The 15,573-nt window shown below is 54.1% G+C and carries 19 protein-coding genes; 13 read left to right on the plus strand and 6 right to left on the minus strand.

From position 1 onward, the window contains the following. The 5 genes from C3432_RS24015 (at position 1) to agaD (ending at position 4,494) form a co-directional block, all read left to right on the plus strand. Positions 1-1,155: an SIS domain-containing protein gene (locus C3432_RS24015; RefSeq protein ID WP_103779648.1), complete on the plus strand. Its 1,155-nt coding sequence runs from the start codon at positions 1-3 to the stop codon at positions 1,153-1,155. A gap of 12 nt (positions 1,156-1,167) precedes the next feature. Beyond that, the gene (gene kbaY / locus C3432_RS24020) at positions 1,168-2,043 is read left to right on the plus strand and encodes a tagatose-bisphosphate aldolase subunit KbaY (RefSeq protein WP_103779650.1); all 876 of its coding nucleotides are present in this window, start codon (positions 1,168-1,170) and stop codon (positions 2,041-2,043) included. 335 nt (positions 2,044-2,378) lie between these two features. After that, positions 2,379-2,855, plus strand: a complete 477-nt coding sequence (agaB, locus tag C3432_RS24030) for a PTS galactosamine transporter subunit IIB (RefSeq protein WP_103779654.1) — start codon at positions 2,379-2,381, stop codon at positions 2,853-2,855. A gap of 54 nt (positions 2,856-2,909) precedes the next feature. Further along, positions 2,910-3,713 (plus strand): PTS galactosamine transporter subunit IIC, encoded by an 804-nt coding sequence (agaC, locus tag C3432_RS24035; RefSeq protein WP_103779656.1) that lies wholly within the window; start codon positions 2,910-2,912, stop codon positions 3,711-3,713. Further along, positions 3,703-4,494, plus strand: coding sequence for a PTS galactosamine transporter subunit IID (gene agaD / locus C3432_RS24040; protein WP_103779658.1), 792 nt, complete (start codon positions 3,703-3,705; stop codon positions 4,492-4,494). The genes agaC and agaD overlap by 11 nt, the downstream gene beginning before the upstream one ends. Positions 4,495-4,511: 17 nt before the next feature. Here agaD and rsmI read toward each other — a convergent pair whose 3' ends face one another. Next, complete coding sequence (gene rsmI, locus C3432_RS24045) at positions 4,512-5,372, minus strand: 16S rRNA (cytidine(1402)-2'-O)-methyltransferase (RefSeq protein WP_103779660.1); 861 nt, start codon at positions 5,370-5,372, stop codon at positions 4,512-4,514. Positions 5,373-5,436: 64 nt separating this feature from the next. Between rsmI and C3432_RS24055 the strand changes: the two genes are divergently transcribed. The 4 genes from C3432_RS24055 (at position 5,437) to dolP (ending at position 9,223) form a co-directional block, all read left to right on the plus strand. After that, positions 5,437-7,479 (plus strand): penicillin-binding protein activator, encoded by a 2,043-nt coding sequence (locus tag C3432_RS24055; protein ID WP_103779662.1) that lies wholly within the window; start codon positions 5,437-5,439, stop codon positions 7,477-7,479. Next, on the plus strand, positions 7,437-7,832 hold the full coding sequence (locus C3432_RS24060; protein ID WP_103779665.1) for a YraN family protein: 396 nt from the start codon (positions 7,437-7,439) through the stop codon (positions 7,830-7,832). The genes C3432_RS24055 and C3432_RS24060 overlap by 43 nt, the downstream gene beginning before the upstream one ends. 215 nt (positions 7,833-8,047) lie before the next feature. After that, positions 8,048-8,638, plus strand: a complete 591-nt coding sequence (gene diaA / locus C3432_RS24065; RefSeq protein ID WP_048213380.1) for a DnaA initiator-associating protein DiaA — start codon at positions 8,048-8,050, stop codon at positions 8,636-8,638. 9 nt (positions 8,639-8,647) lie between these two features. Then, positions 8,648-9,223 carry a division/outer membrane stress-associated lipid-binding lipoprotein gene (dolP, locus tag C3432_RS24070; protein WP_103779667.1) on the plus strand — a complete coding sequence of 192 codons (576 nt, stop codon included), beginning with the start codon at positions 8,648-8,650 and terminating at the stop codon, positions 9,221-9,223. 49 nt (positions 9,224-9,272) lie between these two features. Here dolP and C3432_RS24075 read toward each other — a convergent pair whose 3' ends face one another. Further along, positions 9,273-10,310 carry a permease gene (locus C3432_RS24075; RefSeq protein ID WP_103779669.1) on the minus strand — a complete coding sequence of 346 codons (1,038 nt, stop codon included), beginning with the start codon at positions 10,308-10,310 and terminating at the stop codon, positions 9,273-9,275. A 72-nt stretch (positions 10,311-10,382) separates the two neighbouring features. Continuing rightward, complete coding sequence (locus tag C3432_RS24080; protein WP_103779671.1) at positions 10,383-11,030, minus strand: NAD-dependent epimerase/dehydratase family protein; 648 nt, start codon at positions 11,028-11,030, stop codon at positions 10,383-10,385. Positions 11,031-11,158: 128 nt separating this feature from the next. Here C3432_RS24080 and C3432_RS24085 point away from each other — a divergent pair, with 128 nt between their 5' ends. Next, complete coding sequence (locus C3432_RS24085; protein WP_103779674.1) at positions 11,159-11,677, plus strand: type 1 glutamine amidotransferase domain-containing protein; 519 nt, start codon at positions 11,159-11,161, stop codon at positions 11,675-11,677. Here C3432_RS24085 and C3432_RS24090 read toward each other — a convergent pair. Then, positions 11,657-12,100 carry a YhbP family protein gene (locus C3432_RS24090; protein WP_103779676.1) on the minus strand — a complete coding sequence of 148 codons (444 nt, stop codon included), beginning with the start codon at positions 12,098-12,100 and terminating at the stop codon, positions 11,657-11,659. The two genes, C3432_RS24085 and C3432_RS24090, sit on opposite strands and share 21 nt — an antisense overlap. 50 nt (positions 12,101-12,150) lie before the next feature. Here C3432_RS24090 and C3432_RS24095 point away from each other — a divergent pair, with 50 nt between their 5' ends. Further along, on the plus strand, positions 12,151-12,453 hold the full coding sequence (locus C3432_RS24095) for a GIY-YIG nuclease family protein (RefSeq protein WP_103779678.1): 303 nt from the start codon (positions 12,151-12,153) through the stop codon (positions 12,451-12,453). On the opposite strand, the gene C3432_RS24100 is transcribed toward C3432_RS24095, so the two are convergent. Then, positions 12,440-12,943 carry a GNAT family N-acetyltransferase gene (locus C3432_RS24100; protein WP_103779680.1) on the minus strand — a complete coding sequence of 168 codons (504 nt, stop codon included), beginning with the start codon at positions 12,941-12,943 and terminating at the stop codon, positions 12,440-12,442. The genes C3432_RS24095 and C3432_RS24100 overlap by 14 nt on opposite strands. Continuing rightward, positions 12,937-13,461 carry a ubiquinone anaerobic biosynthesis accessory factor UbiT gene (gene ubiT / locus C3432_RS24105; protein WP_103779888.1) on the minus strand — a complete coding sequence of 175 codons (525 nt, stop codon included), beginning with the start codon at positions 13,459-13,461 and terminating at the stop codon, positions 12,937-12,939. The genes C3432_RS24100 and ubiT overlap by 7 nt, the downstream gene beginning before the upstream one ends. A 220-nt stretch (positions 13,462-13,681) precedes the next feature. On the opposite strand from ubiT, the gene ubiU reads away from it, so the two are divergent. Both ubiU and C3432_RS24115 read left to right on the plus strand, forming a co-directional pair. Continuing rightward, positions 13,682-14,677: a ubiquinone anaerobic biosynthesis protein UbiU gene (ubiU, locus tag C3432_RS24110; protein WP_103779682.1), complete on the plus strand. Its 996-nt coding sequence runs from the start codon at positions 13,682-13,684 to the stop codon at positions 14,675-14,677. Between the two features lie 8 nt (positions 14,678-14,685). Beyond that, entirely contained in the window at positions 14,686-15,564 is an 879-nt protein-coding gene (locus C3432_RS24115; RefSeq protein ID WP_103779684.1) for a U32 family peptidase, read from the plus strand. Positions 15,565-15,573: the final 9 nt, after the last annotated feature.

The raw sequence follows: 15,573 nt of genomic DNA on the forward strand, positions 1-15,573 counted from the left end.
ATGCCAGAAACCTATACCCCTGCTGCCGCGACGACCGGAACCTGGACAGAAAAAGAGATCCGTCAACAGCCAGCCAGTTGGCTGCGCGCCCTGAATAACATCGATAATATTCGCCCCGCGATCGACGGTTTTCTCACCCCATTACTGCGTAAAGACGGGTTGCGGATCGTCCTGACTGGCGCAGGTACCTCGGCATTTATCGGCGAGATCGTTGCCCCCTGGCTTGCCAGCCACACCGGAAAAAACATCAGCGCCGTGCCAACCACCGATCTGGTCACCAACCCGATGGACTACCTGAACCCGGCGCATCCGCTGCTGCTGATCTCTTTCGCCCGTTCCGGTAACAGCCCGGAGAGCGTCGCCGCCGTTGAGCTGGCAAATCAGTTCGTCCCTGAGTGTTATCACCTTTCGATCACCTGCAACGAAGCGGGCAGCCTGTATCAGAACGCGGTCGGGAGCGACAACGCTTTTGCCCTGCTGATGCCCGCAGAAACCCACGATCGTGGATTTGCGATGACCAGCAGTATTACCACCATGATGGCCAGCTGCCTGGCGGTCTTCGCTCCGGACGTGATTAACAGCCGGACGTTTCGTGACGTGGCCGATCGCTGCCAGTCGATCCTGACCTCACTCGGCGATTTCAGCCACGGCGTGTTTGGCAATGAAGCCTGGCAACGGATCGTTTACCTCGGTAGCGGCGGATTGCAGGGTGCGGCACGTGAATCATCGCTGAAAGTTCTGGAGCTGACGGCAGGCAAGCTGGCGGCGTTTTACGACTCGCCGACCGGCTTCCGCCACGGTCCAAAATCACTGGTGAATAACGAAACGCTGATCGTGGTGTATATCTCCAGCCACCCTTACACCCGTCAGTACGATCTCGATCTTCTGGATGAGCTGCGTCGCGATCGGCAGGCCATGCGCGTGGTGGCGATTGCCGCACAGAGCGATGCGGTTATTGAGGCTGGCCCGCATATTCTGCTGCCGCCAGCACGTCATTTCATCGATATGGAACTGGCTTTCTGCTTCCTGATGTACGCCCAGGTTTTTGCGCTCACACAGTCAATCAGCGTCGGTAATACGCCGGATACCCCCTCTGCCAGCGGAACGGTCAACCGCGTGGTGCAGGGCGTCGTTATTCATCCCTGGCAGGCTTAAGAGGAGCCGATCATGAGCATTATTTCCACGAAATATCTTCTGCAGGATGCCCAGGCAAAAGGCTACGCGGTACCTGCCTTCAACATCCATAACGCCGAGACGATCCAGGCGATCCTTGAAGTGTGCTGCGAAATGCAGTCCCCGGTGATCCTCGCCGGGACGCCGGGAACCTTTAAGCATATCGCGCTGGAAGAGATCTACGCGCTGTGCAGCGCCTACTCCACCCACTTCGGTCTGCCGCTGGCGCTGCACCTCGATCACCATGAATCACTGGAGGATATTCGCCGTAAGGTGAATGCCGGCGTGCGTAGCGCCATGATTGACGGCAGCCACTTCCCATTTGAAGAAAATGTGCAGCTGGTGAAATCGGTAGTGGATTTTTGTCACGCTCGCGATTGCAGCGTGGAAGCCGAGCTGGGACGTCTGGGCGGGGTGGAAGATGACATGAGCGTCGATGCGGAAAGCGCCTTCCTGACCGATCCGCAGGAAGCCAAACGCTTTGTCGAGCTGACAGGCGTGGACAGCCTTGCCGTGGCTATCGGTACCGCGCACGGCCTTTACGCCAAAAAACCCAAAATCGATTTCCGGCGTCTGGCGGAAATTCGTGAAGTGGTTGATATCCCGCTGGTGCTGCATGGCGCAAGCGATGTGCCTGATGAATACGTTCGCCGCACCATTGAGCTGGGCGTATGCAAAGTCAACGTCGCCACCGAACTGAAAATCGCCTTTGCCGACGCGGTCAAAAAGTGGTTCGCCGAAAATCCGCAGGGTAACGATCCGCGTTATTACATGCGCGTTGGCATGGATGCGATGAAAGAAGTGGTACGGAGCAAAATTCAGGTTTGCGGTTCGGCAAACAAAATTTTAGCTGATCATAATTTAGCGTAGAAACAGCCGGAATTCAGTCTTTTTACTTATGAGCGTTACCTGATAAATATCGGGTAACGTTCTCTGAGGAAATGGCCAGAAAATATTATTGAGTCGATCGCACTGAATAAATTCATGAATGTTATGCTGCGATAATAATATATATCAATAATTTATTTTATTCAAATATTTAGAGCCTGCCCACCAGGCGTTATTGTTGCAGGTAGTTTGAACAAGGACAGCGCGGAGAAACCGGAGCGTACACGTAATACGTGAGGATTTCGAGCACTGCGCAGGTTCAAAATGGCAAGTAAAATAGCCTGATGGGCCAGACTCTTAATGGTGAGGTTTTAAATATGAGCAGTCCAAATATTCTATTAACCCGTATTGATAACCGATTAGTTCACGGTCAGGTTGGCGTCACCTGGACATCCACGATTGGCGCTAACCTGCTGGTTGTCGTCGATGATGATGTCGCACAGGATGAGATCCAGCAGAAATTAATGGGCATTACCGCTGAAACCTATGGCTTTGGTATCCGATTCTTTTCTATAGAAAAAACAATCAACGTAATCAGCAAAGCTGCCCCGCATCAGAAAATATTTCTGATCTGTCGGACCCCGCAAACGGTCAGAAAAGTGCTCGAAGGGGGGATCATGCTAAACGATGTTAACGTCGGCAACATGCATTTCTCCGAAGGTAAAAAACAGATCAGCAGCAAGGTTTATGTTGATGAACGGGATCTTCAGGATCTGCGGTTTATTAAACACCACGGTGTGAATCTGTTTATTCAGGATGTGCCTGGCGATCAAAAAGAACAGATCCCGGAATAAAGAACAGGTCAATATTTTTATCGTAAAGGGAATTATTTATTTGAGGTGCTCAAAATGCATGAAATAACCCTTCTTCAGGGGATATCCCTGGCTGCATTAGTGTTCTTTCTGGGTATCGATTTTTGGCTGGAAGCCCTGTTTTTATTCCGACCAATTATTGTCTGTACGCTCACCGGCGCCATCCTCGGTGACATTCATATCGGTTTAATAACCGGCGGCCTGACCGAACTGGCGTTTGCCGGTCTGACGCCCGCGGGAGGCGTGCAGCCTCCTAACCCCATTATGGCAGGCTTAATGACCACGGTTATCGCCTGGACCACCGGCGTCGATGCCAAAACCGCCATCGGCCTTGGCTTGCCGTTCAGCCTGCTGATGCAATATGTCATTCTGTTCTTCTATTCCGCCTTTTCACTGTTTATGGCGAAAGCCGATAACTGCGCTAAAGAGGCGAATATCCGCGCATTTGCTCGTCTGAACTGGCTGACTACGCTGATTGTCGCTTGCTCCTACGCCATTATCGCTTTCCTGTGTACGTATCTGGCGCAAGGGGCGATGCAGGCGCTGGTTAAAGCCATGCCCGCCTGGCTAACGCACGGCTTCGAAGTCGCGGGTGGCATTCTGCCTGCCGTCGGTTTTGGGCTGCTGCTACGCGTGATGTTTAAGGCGCAGTACATCCCTTACCTGATCGCCGGTTTCCTCTTTGTTTGCTACATCCAGGTCAACAACCTTCTCCCGGTTGCCGTGCTCGGCGCAGGCTTCGCCGTGTATGAATTTTTCAATGCCAAAGCTAAACAGCAGGCGCAACCCCAGCCTGTCGCTAACAAAAGTGATGAAGAGGATTACAGCAATGGGATCTGAAATCAGCAAAAAAGATATTACCCGTCTGGGCTTTCGCTCGTCCCTTCTTCAGGCCAGCTTTAACTATGAAAGGATGCAGGCGGGAGGTTTTACCTGGGCGATGCTCCCGGTTCTGAAAAAAATCTATAAAGATGATAAGCCAAGCCTGAGCGCAGCCATGAAAGATCATCTGGAGTTCATTAACACTCACCCGAATCTGGTCGGTTTTCTGATGGGCTTGCTGATCTCAATGGAAGAGAAAGGAGAAAATCGCGACACCATTAAAGGCCTGAAAGTCGCGCTGTTTGGGCCTATTGCCGGGATTGGCGATGCGATATTCTGGTTCACCTTGTTGCCCATTATGGCAGGAATTTGTTCCTCTTTCGCCAGCCAGGGAAACTTACTCGGCCCCATTCTGTTTTTCGCCGTCTATCTGATGATCTTTTTCCTTCGCGTCGGCTGGACCCACATAGGTTATTCGGTAGGGGTCAAAGCGATCGACAAAGTGAGGGAAAACTCACAGAGGATCGCCCGCTCGGCGACAATCCTCGGGATCACGGTCATCGGCGGTCTTATTGCCTCTTATGTGCATATTGATGTCGTGACCTCTTTTGCCATCGACAGCACGCACAGCGTGGCGCTACAGAAAGATTTCTTTGACAAGGTGTTTCCCAATATTTTACCAATGGGCTACACGCTGCTGATGTACTACTTATTACGGGTGAAAAAAGCGCATCCGGTACTGTTAATCGGTGTGACCTTCGTGCTCTCTATTGTCTGTTCCGCACTCGGTATTCTGTAATACGTGATAGCAGGGGATTACCCCTGCTGCTCCAGCGCATACTTATATAACGCGTTCTTCTTCACACCATGAATTTCAGCCGCCAGCGCGGCGGCCTTTTTCAGCGGCAATTCAGCCTGCAACAGCGCTAAGGTACGCAACGCGTCGGCGGGGAGATCGGCTTCCTGCGCTTTGTGTCCTTCAATAATCAGCACCATCTCGCCTTTGCGTCGGTTTTCATCCTCTTTCACCCACGCCAGCAGTTCGCCAACCGGAGCACCGTAAATCGTCTCCCAGGTTTTGGTCAGCTCGCGCGCCAGTACCACATAACGGGATTCGCCCCAGACGGCGACCATATCTTCCAGGCTATCAAGCAGGCGGTGGGTCGATTCATAGAAGATTAGCGTGCGCGGTTCGGCCTCAACGGATTTCAGCACGTCACGACGCCCTTTCGATTTCGCGGGCAAAAAACCTTCATAGCAGAAGCGATCTGAAGGTAGCCCGGCGGCGCTTAACGCGGCAATCGCCGCGCAAGGCCCAGGCAACGGCACCACGCGAATTCCCGCTTCCCGACAGGTGCGTACCAGATGGTATCCCGGATCGTTAATCAGCGGCGTTCCGGCGTCTGAAACCAGCGCAATGTTCTGCCCTTCCTTCAGCTTCGCCACCAGCGTTTCGGCCTTTTGCTGCTCGTTATGGTCATGCAGCGCGAATAAACGGGCGTTAATCCCAAAATGTTGTAACAATAATCCGGTATGGCGAGTGTCTTCAGCGGCAATTAAATCAACGGCTTGTAAAACTTCGAGCGCTCGTTGGGTAATATCAGCCAAATTCCCGATAGGAGTAGGTACAATAAAGAGCTGGCCTTGAGAATTATCCGCCGATTCGTGTTGTTTCATTGTGTCGTCCGTATTGCCGATTTAATATTGAGCATTGCGTAAAAAAAATATCACTGGATACAGTATGGTACCCTCAACATTTTCTCGTTTGAAAGCCGCGCGCTGTCTGCCTGTCATTCTGGCAGCACTGATTTTCGCCGGTTGTGGCACCCAGGCGCCCGATCAGAGTGCATCCCATATGCAGGGCACAGCACAGGCTGATTCCGGCTTTTATCTGCAACAAATGCAGCAAAGCTCCGATGATAGCAAGAGCAACTGGCAATTACTCGCCATTCGTGCACTCCTGAAGGAAGGCAAAAGCCAGCAGGCTGCCGATCTGTTCAATCAGCTGCCGCAAAATCTGAACGACGCCCAGCGTCGCGAACAGTCGTTGCTGGCCGCTGAGCTGAAGGTCGCGCAGAAAGATTATGCCAGTGCGCAAAAGCTGCTCGGCGAAATTGATATCGCCGGGCTGGATAGCAATCAACAGGCGCGTTTCTGGCAGGCAGGCATTACCGCCAGCCAGGGCCGCCCATCCCTCTCTCTGCTGCGTGCATTAATCGCGCAGGAACCGTTGCTCGCTGCCAACGATAAGCAAAAAAATATCGACGCCACCTGGCAGGCGCTGGCGTCAATGTCCCAGGAGCAGGCCAGGACGCTGGTTATCAATGCGGATGAAAATGTCCTGCAGGGATGGCTGGATCTGCAGCGCGTCTGGTTCGATAACCGTAGCGATCCGGACATGATGAAAGCGGGAATTGCCGACTGGCAAAAACGCTATCCGCAGAATCCGGGGGCCAAAATGCTGCCAACGCAGTTGGTTAACGTTCAAAGCTTTAAGCCCGCCTCCACCGGTAAAATCGCCCTGCTGATACCGCTGAACGGTCAGGCGGCGGTTTTCGGTCGCACGATCCAGCAGGGCTTTGAAGCAGCGAAAAACGGGGGTACGCAGCCGGTAGACGCTCAGCCAGCGGCAGCACTCGCCACCCCAACCGATCCCGATCGGCCACTAAATGCGGACGATGTTACCAGTCCGGCGCAGGCATCGGTGAACGATTTGACCGATGACGAGCAGGCGCAGCAGTCTGTCCCGAATAACACCCCACAAACAACGGCTGCACAGCCAGCTACGGCAAGTGTGCCAGCGAATCCCTCAGCGGAACTGAAAATTTACGACACCACGGCACAGCCGCTGGACCAGATCCTGACTCAGGTTCAGCAGGACGGCGCCAGCATCGTTGTCGGTCCGCTGTTGAAAAATAACGTTGAGGAGCTGATTAAGAGCAATACTCCGCTGAACGTACTGGCGCTGAACCAGCCAGAAACGGTGCAAAACCGCGCCAATATCTGCTACTTCGCGCTCTCACCGGAAGATGAAGCGCGCGATGCCGCACGCCATATCCGCGATCAGGGGAAACAGGCGCCGTTGCTGTTAATTCCGCGCAGTTCGTTAGGCGATCGCGTCGCAAATGCCTTTGCCCAGGAGTGGCAAAAACTTGGCGGTGGTACCGTCCTGCAACAGAAATTTGGCTCTACGGCTGAACTGAGGATGGGCGTTAACGGCGGCTCCGGCATTGCGCTGACCGGCAGCCCGTTAGCCGCAAGCGAACCCTCCCAGCCTGGTGTCACCATTGGCGGACTAACGATTCCGGCCCCGCCGACGGATGCGCAAATCACCGGCGGCGGTGGCCGTGTGGATGCGGTGTACATTCTGGCAACCCCGGAAGAGATCGCCTTCATTAAGCCGATGATTGCCATGCGTAACGGCAGTCAGAACGGCGCCACGCTGTACGCCAGCTCGCGCAGCGCACAGGGCACATCTGGCCCGGACTTCCGTCTGGAGATGGAAGGCCTGCAATACAGCGAAATTCCGATGCTGGCAGGCGGCAATCCGTCGCTGATGCAGCAGGCGCTCAGCGCCGTACGCAACGACTACTCTCTCGCCCGCATGTACGCAATGGGCGTTGATGCCTGGTCACTGGCGAACCACTTCTCGCAAATGCGCCAGGTTCAGGGCTTTGAGATCAATGGAAATACCGGGGCGTTGACCGCCACGCAGGATTGCGTCATTAACAGGAAGTTATCATGGCTCAAATACCAGCAAGGACAGCTCGTCCCCGCCAGTTAACAAGCAAACAGACCGGAGACGCGTGGGAAACCACCGCGCGTCGCTGGCTGGAGAGCAAGGGACTGCGTTTTATTGCCGCTAACGTGCGTGAGCGAGGCGGCGAAATCGATCTGATAATGCGTGAAGGAAAGACCACGGTCTTCATTGAGGTTCGTTATCGGCAATCTGCTCTGTATGGTGGCGCGGCGGCCAGCGTAACCCGCAGCAAGCAGCACAAAGTACTGCGGACCGCCTGTTTGTGGCTCGCACGTCATAATGGGAGTTTTGATACTGTGGATTGCCGGTTCGATGTGTTAGCCTTCACCGGAAATGAGGTTGAGTGGATTAAGGATGCCTTTAACGACCACTCATAAACAGGTACAACAAAACTTGCCCATGAGGCGTTTATTGTTGCAGCCGGTTTGGATACGGACAGCGCGGAATAACCGGAGCGTACACGCAGTGCGTGAGGATGGTTCGCTTCGCTCCCCCTGAAGGGTGTTCAAAACTCGACGAGTTTTGCGTGAGCACCGTCCGGATTCAAAATGGCAAATAAAATAGCCTGATGACCAGGTACTTAAGGATTAGCGTGTTAGACAGAATTAAAGTCTGCTTTACCGAAAGCATTCAAACTCAAATCGCGGCGGCAGAAGCTCTTCCGGATGCCATCTCCCGCGCGGCCATGACGCTGGTTCAATCCCTGCTCAATGGCAACAAAATTCTCTGCTGTGGTAATGGGACATCCGCAGCCAACGCACAGCATTTTGCTGCCAGCATGATCAACCGATTTGAGACAGAACGGCCAAGTTTACCTGCCATTGCACTTAATACCGATAATGTGGTCTTAACTGCGATTGCTAACGATCGCCTGCATGATGAAGTTTATGCAAAACAGGTCCGTGCGCTGGGACATGCGGGAGACGTATTGTTGGCAATTTCTACACGTGGTAATAGTCGCGATATCGTAAAAGCCGTTGAAGCCGCCGTCACACGTGACATGACCATTGTGGCGCTGACGGGTTATGACGGGGGTGAGCTGGCCGGTTTACTTGGGCCGCAGGACGTTGAAATCCGCATCCCTTCACACCACAGCGCGCGCATTCAGGAAATGCATATGCTGACGGTAAACTGCCTGTGCGATCTGATCGATAATACGCTTTTTCCTCACCAGGATGATTAAGGAGTACACATGAAGGCTTTAGCGCCAATCGCAGTCCTTATTTCTGCGTTGCTCTTGCAAGGTTGCATCGCTGCTGCGGTCGTCGGTACCGCTGCGGTTGGAACAAAAGCGGCAACCGACCCACGCAGCGTCGGCACCCAGGTGGATGATGGAACCCTGGAACTGCGCGTAAACAGCGCGCTGTCGAAAGATGAACAAATCAAGAAAGAAGCCCGTGTAAACGTCACTGCCTATCAGGGCAAGGTTTTACTGGTGGGTCAGTCGCCAAACAGTGAACTCTCCTCGCGAGCAAAACAGATTGCAATGGGCGTCGATGGTACAACCGAGGTATATAACGAGATCCGTGAGGGGCAACCCATCGGTCTGGGAGCTGCGTCTAACGACACCTGGATCACCACCAAAGTACGCTCTCAACTACTGACCACCGACCAGGTGAAATCGTCGAATGTGAAAGTTACCACCGAGAATGGCGAAGTCTTCCTGCTGGGCCTGGTGACAGACCGTGAAGCCAAAGCGGCGGCGGATATCGCCAGCCGGGTCAACGGCGTGAAACGCGTCACCACCGCCTTTACGTTTATTAAGTAACAAGATGAGTTGCCCGGTGACACTTACGTTACCGGGCAGCACTCGCGTCTTACAGTAGCGCCATACTTCCCACTATCACGCCAGAAATCACCACCAGCACACCCGTAAGCCACAGCGCTTTTGTCGGAAAGGCTTTACGCAGCATAATCAGCGACGGCAGGCTTACCGCCGGCAGCGTCATTAACAGCGCCAGTGCAGGTGCCGTCCCCATCCCCGCCAGCATCATGGTTTGCACTATCGGGATTTCTGCTGCCGTTGGGATCACAAACAGACACCCGACAACCGCCATCGCGATCGTCCACATCAGAGTGTTACCAGTCGCGCCATCGGCGTGGGGGAACAACCAGACGCGCGCCGCCCCTAATACCAGCACGGCCAGAATGTAGACGGGAATGGTGTTCCAGAACAGCGTCCACAGCGCTTTCCCCCAGCGGATAAAGAATCCCCCCTGCGCCTGCAAAGAGAGAGTTTCCTGAGGGATGTCCATTTGCGGTGACTCTTTAACCCATTTTTGTACCAGCGTCGCGACAACCAGCACCATCGCCAGCCCGGCGATCAGACGAATAGCTGCAAAATGCCAGCCCAGCACAAACCCCATAAATACCAGCGTCGCCGGGTTCAGTAACGGATTCCCCATCCAGAATGCCAGCGCCCCGCTCATAGAAACCTGCTGACGGCGCATCCCCGCCGCTACCGGAGCGGCGCAACAGGTACACATCATGCCCGGCAGAGAGAACAAGGTACCAAACAACGTACCGCGAAAGCGGGACTGCCCCAGCGTACGCAGCAGCCAGTTGCGAGGGATCAGAACCTGAATCAGCGAACCGAGGATCACCCCCAGCACAGCCGCCTTCCAGACCGCGATGAAATAGACCATCGCGTAATCCCAGGCCGCCCGCCACGGATTCGTTTCGGCTTGCGCCAGAATAGATTTGCCTATGCTATGGGTTTCAGCGGCGGTGAAAGCTTTACCGTAATAGGGCTGCCATTTTACATACCAGAGGCCAACGATAACGACGAGAAAGAAAAGCGCGGGTTTCCACCATTGAAATGGTGCTGCCGCCTGAGATGAAGACTGACCAGCCATAGCATTCCCCAGGGAGTGGTTGAGATAATTAAGCGGGTGAATACTACGCCTTCCGGAAATGATTGGAAATATTTAATCGGGCTGTAATGCGGCCTTCTCGCGCAGCCGGGATGAAGTCAGGATGGTAACGCCTTCGCCTTCCGGCGATATCGCCTCCTGCATCATTGCACGCGCCACATCCCTGGCATCAATCGATTTCCAGTTCCCCGGCAGCAGACGAAACAGCGGCGCAAAAAGTTTTTCATTCATACGCTGTTTCGTCCGTTCGCCAAGCAGCATAGAGGGACGCACTATCGTCAATTTCGGCCAGTTCTGCGCAATCAAGGCCTCTTCCATCTCACCCTTAACCCGATTATAGAAAAATGGGGAGTGCGCGTTTGCCCCCATCGAACTGACCACCAGCATATGCTGAGCGCCAAGCCGACGGCCTGTTAACGCCGTATCCACCACCAGCGTGTAATCGGCATGGATAAACGCCTCTTTGCTTCCCGCTTCACGTCGGGTCGTGCCCAGGCAACAAAACACGATATCGACAGGGTCAGTAACCTGCGCCAGAGCATCAGTCAACTGTGGATCATGGGGATTATAAACGCCGCTGATACTCGCCAACGGACGACGCGTCGGCGCAACAATTGAGTGAATTTTCGGTTCATTGAGCAGCATTCGCAGCAGATAACCCCCCACCAGTCCCGTCGCCCCTGTAATCAGTACCTGACTCATCCTCGCCCCTTTGCAGAATTATCCGCATTGCACTTCCGGTCTCATCGACCAGACTTAATCGTTCACCAGGTAATTATCCACCATCATGGAAAAATTGCCTTATCCAAAGCAAACACAGCGGAGGAAGCATGAGTAAGAAGATTGCCGTTTTAATTACTGACGAATTTGAAGATTCAGAATTTACGTCACCCGCAGCAGAATTCCGTCAGGCCGGGCATGAGGTTATCACCATTGAGAAACGGGCGGGTAAAACGGTGAAAGGGAAAAAAGGCGAAGCCAGCGTAATTATCGATAAAGCGATCGATGATGTGCGTCCTGCCGACTTTGATGCCCTTCTGCTACCGGGAGGTCATTCGCCCGACTATCTGCGCGGGGACGAGCGTTTCGTGACTTTCACGCGGGATTTTGTTAACAGCGGCAAACCGGTTTTTGCTATCTGCCACGGCCCGCAGTTGCTCATCAGCGCGGAGGTTATTCGCGGTCGTAAACTCACCGCGGTGAAACCTATCGTGATTGATGTGAAGAACGCGGGCGCGGAGTTCTACGATCGGGAAGTGGTGGTCGACAAAGATCAGCTGGTGACCAGCCGTACTCCTGACGATCTTCCGGCATTTAACCGTGAAGCGTTACGCATCCTCGGAGCGTGAGTCACGTAACCAGATTATCTTTTTGCCAAAACCCAGCGTGTTGTCGGTGAATTTTATCTCATCCAGACGGATTTCCCACACCGGCGCAGACAGCATTCTGGCAACCGGAAAGCGGCGATTCCAGGCATTACGCGCCATGTCGCTCTCCTCCCCGGCAAGCTTACGGATCTCCCCCTTAAATTGCACGCCGCGGATCAGCGCCACCGTTTTCGGTTGGCCGTTTACCGTTCCGGCGACGGGCGCCTGCGGGCCAGACATCTGCGCATGGCGGGTTTTCTCCTCCGTCAGCACATAAAACACCACTTTCTGCGCATCGAAAAGATAAAACGCATTGGTGCACCAGAGTTCCCCCTCGTGGTGTACGCACCAGGTCACAACGTGCTGTTTCGCCAGCCATCGGCTCACGGCGGTGAGTGTTTCCATCTCTGTTCTCTCTTATACTGAGCGTCTGAACGTTAACATATGATAATTCGATGACATCCTGGTATCTCTATCTGATCCGTACCGCAGACAACATGCTCTACACCGGGATCACCACCGACGTAGAGCGTCGCTATAAGCAGCATCAAAGCGGGAAAGGTGCCAAAGCGCTACGCGGAAAAGGGGAACTGACCCTGGCATTTTCCGCACCGGTTGGCGATCGTTCGCTGGCTCTGCGCGTAGAATATCGCATTAAGAAACTCACAAAGCGCCAGAAAGAGCAGCTTGTAGCTGAAGGTGAAGGGTTTGCGGCCTTAGTCAGCAGCCTGCAAACCCCAGCGCTTAAAAACGATTGAAGTGGTCGTGATACTCCACCAGCCCCGTGACGCCATCCAGCGCGTCTTCCGCCAGGCGATGTACCTGGAACGCGCTTTCAGTACCTGGCCAGCGGCAGTGCAGATCGTAATGGGCTGCCAGTTCAAAACCCAAACGGCTATAGAGCGCCGGATCGCCCACGGTGACTACCGCGGCATAGCCAAATTCGTTGAGTGAATCCAGCCCTTCATAGACCAGCTGACGCGCCAGCCCTTGCCCACGGTAACTTTCATCGACCGCCAGCGGCCCCATACCAACCCACTGCAGATCTTCACCCCGGACGTCAACCGAACTAAACGCCACATATCCCACCACCTGACCTTCGTCGTCGGTGGCAACAAGACCCAGCGTCAGAAAACCATCTTCACGCAAATCGTGAACCAGTTTAGCTTCCGCATCGCTTTCGAATGAACGACGCAACAGGGCATCGATACCGGGTGCATCAATGGGAATTTCTACTCGAATTAGCATGGTTCACCTACCGATGTCTGTTTGGTTTCTGGCGAGTGCTTCATCCCCGCCTCAACAAAATCTGCCAGTTGCAGCAGCATAACGCGTAAAGCTTTCGGCATCTGCTCCAGTTCGATGGCATCCATCAGGTTTTTGACGTACAACCCTAGCTCCGTATCGCCTTCAATCACCAGACGGCGCTGGAAGAAGAGCGTATCAGGATCCTGCTTGCGCGCCGCGATCATCAGCAGATCGCTGGCGTCTGCGCTAAAACTCACGTCGGCTTGTGCATTCTGACTGACGACCAGTTTGCCGTTTTCTACAGAGGTATACCATTGGAGATCAATATCGCGAACAGTAATGCTTAACCAACGGCCTTCGAGGAACTCCAGCTCCCCATCTGCCAGCGCCTGGCGAAATTGCCAGCTCAGAACCTGTTCCAGAACCTGGCGCTTCAACGCAAAGGGCGTCAGCTTAACCGGCACGCTCATCAGAGACGGACCAAAATGTACTAAGCGTGAACGCAGTTTATCTAACACGAGCTTTACTCCCTGTTTCATTAGTCCTGCCATTTTGCCATATCAGATAAACGACATAGCGGCGTAAATCAACAATTACGTGCGAAATCTGTACCTCTTTATTACTGATATCAATACGACTTTAACTGCCTTAAATCAAAAATTGTCGCAGCAAGGTTAACTAAAATCCCTGTTCGTTAACAATTATGCGTCCCAGGCGGCGCAATCTTCAGGATAAATTATGGAGCTGCTCTGCCCTGCCGGAAATCTCCCGGCGCTTAAGGCGGCCATCGAGAACGGCGCTGACGCCGTTTACATCGGGCTTAAAGATGATACAAACGCCCGCCACTTCGCTGGCCTTAATTTTACCGAGAAGAAATTGCAGGAGGCGGTAAATTTTGTCCACCAACACCGCCGCAAATTACACATCGCGATCAACACATTCGCCCATCCCGACGGCTACACGCGCTGGCAACGAGCGGTGGATATGGCAGCACAGCTTGGCGCCGACGCCCTGATCCTTGCCGACCTCGCTATGTTAGAGTATGCCGCAGAGCGCTATCCACATATTGAGCGCCATGTCTCTGTTCAGGCATCCGCAACCAATGAAGAAGCAGTAAACTTTTATCATCGCAATTTCGACGTCGCCCGCGTTGTTCTGCCCCGTGTACTCTCTATTCATCAGGTAAAACAGCTCGCCAGGGTCACGCCGGTGCCGCTGGAAGTATTCGCCTTTGGCAGCTTGTGCATTATGTCGGAAGGCCGCTGTTATCTTTCCTCTTACCTGACAGGCGAATCGCCAAATACCGTGGGCGCCTGTTCCCCTGCCCGTTTTGTCCGCTGGCAGCAAACCCCACAAGGGCTGGAATCTCGCCTGAACGAAGTGCTGATTGACCGTTATCTGGATGGAGAAAACGCCGGATACCCGACGCTGTGTAAGGGCCGCTATCTGGTCGACGGCGAGCGCTATCACGCACTGGAAGAGCCGACCAGCCTCAACACACTGGAACTGTTGCCAGAACTGCTGGCAGCGAATATCGCCTCCGTGAAAATAGAAGGTCGCCAGCGCAGCCCGGCGTACGTCAGTCAGGTGGCGAAGGTGTGGCGTCAGGCGATCGACCGCTGCATGGCCGACCCGCAAAATTTCGTTCCGCAAAGCGCGTGGATGGAGACGCTGGGCTCCATGTCCGAAGGCACGCAAACCACGCTTGGCGCATACCACCGTAAATGGCAGTGAGGGAAGCAATGAAATATTCCTTAGGGCCGGTGCTCTGGTACTGGCCAAAAGAGACGCTGGAAGATTTTTATCAGCAGGCAGCCACCAGCAGCGCCGACGTTATCTATCTTGGTGAGGCCGTATGCAGCAAGCGTCGGGCCACCAAAGTCAGCGACTGGCTGGATATGGCCAAATCGCTCGCCGGCAGCGGCAAGCAGGTTGTGCTCTCCACGCTGGCACTGGTGCAAGCCTCTTCTGAACTGAACGAGCTGAAACGCTACGTGGAGAATGGCGACTTTTTACTGGAGGCCAGCGATCTGGGCGTGGTGAACATGTGTGCCGACCGCAAGCTGCCGTTTGTCGCCGGGCATGCGCTTAACTGCTACAACGCGGTAACCCTGCGTTTACTGCTCAGACAGGGTATGATGCGCTGGTGTATGCCGGTAGAGCTTTCGCGCGACTGGCTGGTCAATCTGCTCAACCAGTGTGAAGAGCTGGGTATTCGCAATCAGTTTGAAGTAGAGGTGCTGAGCTACGGGCATCTGCCGCTGGCGTACTCTGCCCGCTGCTTTACCGCACGCTCTGAAGACCGTCCAAAAGATGAGTGTGAAACCTGCTGCATCAAATACCCGAATGGTCGCAACGTGCTGTCGCAGGAGAATCAACAGGTCTTTGTCCTCAACGGCATCCAGACCATGAGCGGCTATGTCTATAACCTGGGTAACGAGCTGACATCGATGCAGGGTCTGGTTGATATTGTGCGTCTGTCCCCTTCAGGCAGCGACACGTTCGCCATGCTCGACGCCTTCCGCGCCAATGAAAGTGGCAATGCGCCGCTGACGCTTGCTGCGCACAGCGACTGCAACGGTTACTGGAAACGGCTGGCTGGTCTTGAACTACAGCCGTGATTAATAGCT

The organism is Citrobacter amalonaticus (assembly GCF_002918555.1).
GTDB classification, from domain to species: domain Bacteria; phylum Pseudomonadota; class Gammaproteobacteria; order Enterobacterales; family Enterobacteriaceae; genus Citrobacter_C; species Citrobacter_C amalonaticus_A.

What these genes read in the sequence shown, in the direction of transcription:
- C3432_RS24085 (WP_103779674.1), top strand. Translation starts at nt 11,159, where the DNA reads ATGAGTAAGAAGATTGCCGTTTTAATTACTGACGAATTTGAAGATTCA.
- C3432_RS24080 (WP_103779671.1), bottom strand. Translation starts at nt 11,030, where the DNA reads ATGAGTCAGGTACTGATTACAGGGGCGACGGGACTGGTGGGGGGTTAT.
- C3432_RS24075 (WP_103779669.1), bottom strand. Translation starts at nt 10,310, where the DNA reads ATGGCTGGTCAGTCTTCATCTCAGGCGGCAGCACCATTTCAATGGTGG.
- C3432_RS24060 (WP_103779665.1), top strand. Translation starts at nt 7,437, where the DNA reads ATGGCTCAAATACCAGCAAGGACAGCTCGTCCCCGCCAGTTAACAAGC.
- dolP (WP_103779667.1), top strand. Translation starts at nt 8,648, where the DNA reads ATGAAGGCTTTAGCGCCAATCGCAGTCCTTATTTCTGCGTTGCTCTTG.
- agaD (WP_103779658.1), top strand. Translation starts at nt 3,703, where the DNA reads ATGGGATCTGAAATCAGCAAAAAAGATATTACCCGTCTGGGCTTTCGC.
- C3432_RS24055 (WP_103779662.1), top strand. Translation starts at nt 5,437, where the DNA reads ATGGTACCCTCAACATTTTCTCGTTTGAAAGCCGCGCGCTGTCTGCCT.
- C3432_RS24015 (WP_103779648.1), top strand. Translation starts at nt 1, where the DNA reads ATGCCAGAAACCTATACCCCTGCTGCCGCGACGACCGGAACCTGGACA.
- C3432_RS24115 (WP_103779684.1), top strand. Translation starts at nt 14,686, where the DNA reads ATGAAATATTCCTTAGGGCCGGTGCTCTGGTACTGGCCAAAAGAGACG.
- C3432_RS24100 (WP_103779680.1), bottom strand. Translation starts at nt 12,943, where the DNA reads ATGCTAATTCGAGTAGAAATTCCCATTGATGCACCCGGTATCGATGCC.
- C3432_RS24090 (WP_103779676.1), bottom strand. Translation starts at nt 12,100, where the DNA reads ATGGAAACACTCACCGCCGTGAGCCGATGGCTGGCGAAACAGCACGTT.
- agaB (WP_103779654.1), top strand. Translation starts at nt 2,379, where the DNA reads ATGAGCAGTCCAAATATTCTATTAACCCGTATTGATAACCGATTAGTT.
- C3432_RS24095 (WP_103779678.1), top strand. Translation starts at nt 12,151, where the DNA reads ATGACATCCTGGTATCTCTATCTGATCCGTACCGCAGACAACATGCTC.
- kbaY (WP_103779650.1), top strand. Translation starts at nt 1,168, where the DNA reads ATGAGCATTATTTCCACGAAATATCTTCTGCAGGATGCCCAGGCAAAA.
- rsmI (WP_103779660.1), bottom strand. Translation starts at nt 5,372, where the DNA reads ATGAAACAACACGAATCGGCGGATAATTCTCAAGGCCAGCTCTTTATT.
- agaC (WP_103779656.1), top strand. Translation starts at nt 2,910, where the DNA reads ATGCATGAAATAACCCTTCTTCAGGGGATATCCCTGGCTGCATTAGTG.
- ubiU (WP_103779682.1), top strand. Translation starts at nt 13,682, where the DNA reads ATGGAGCTGCTCTGCCCTGCCGGAAATCTCCCGGCGCTTAAGGCGGCC.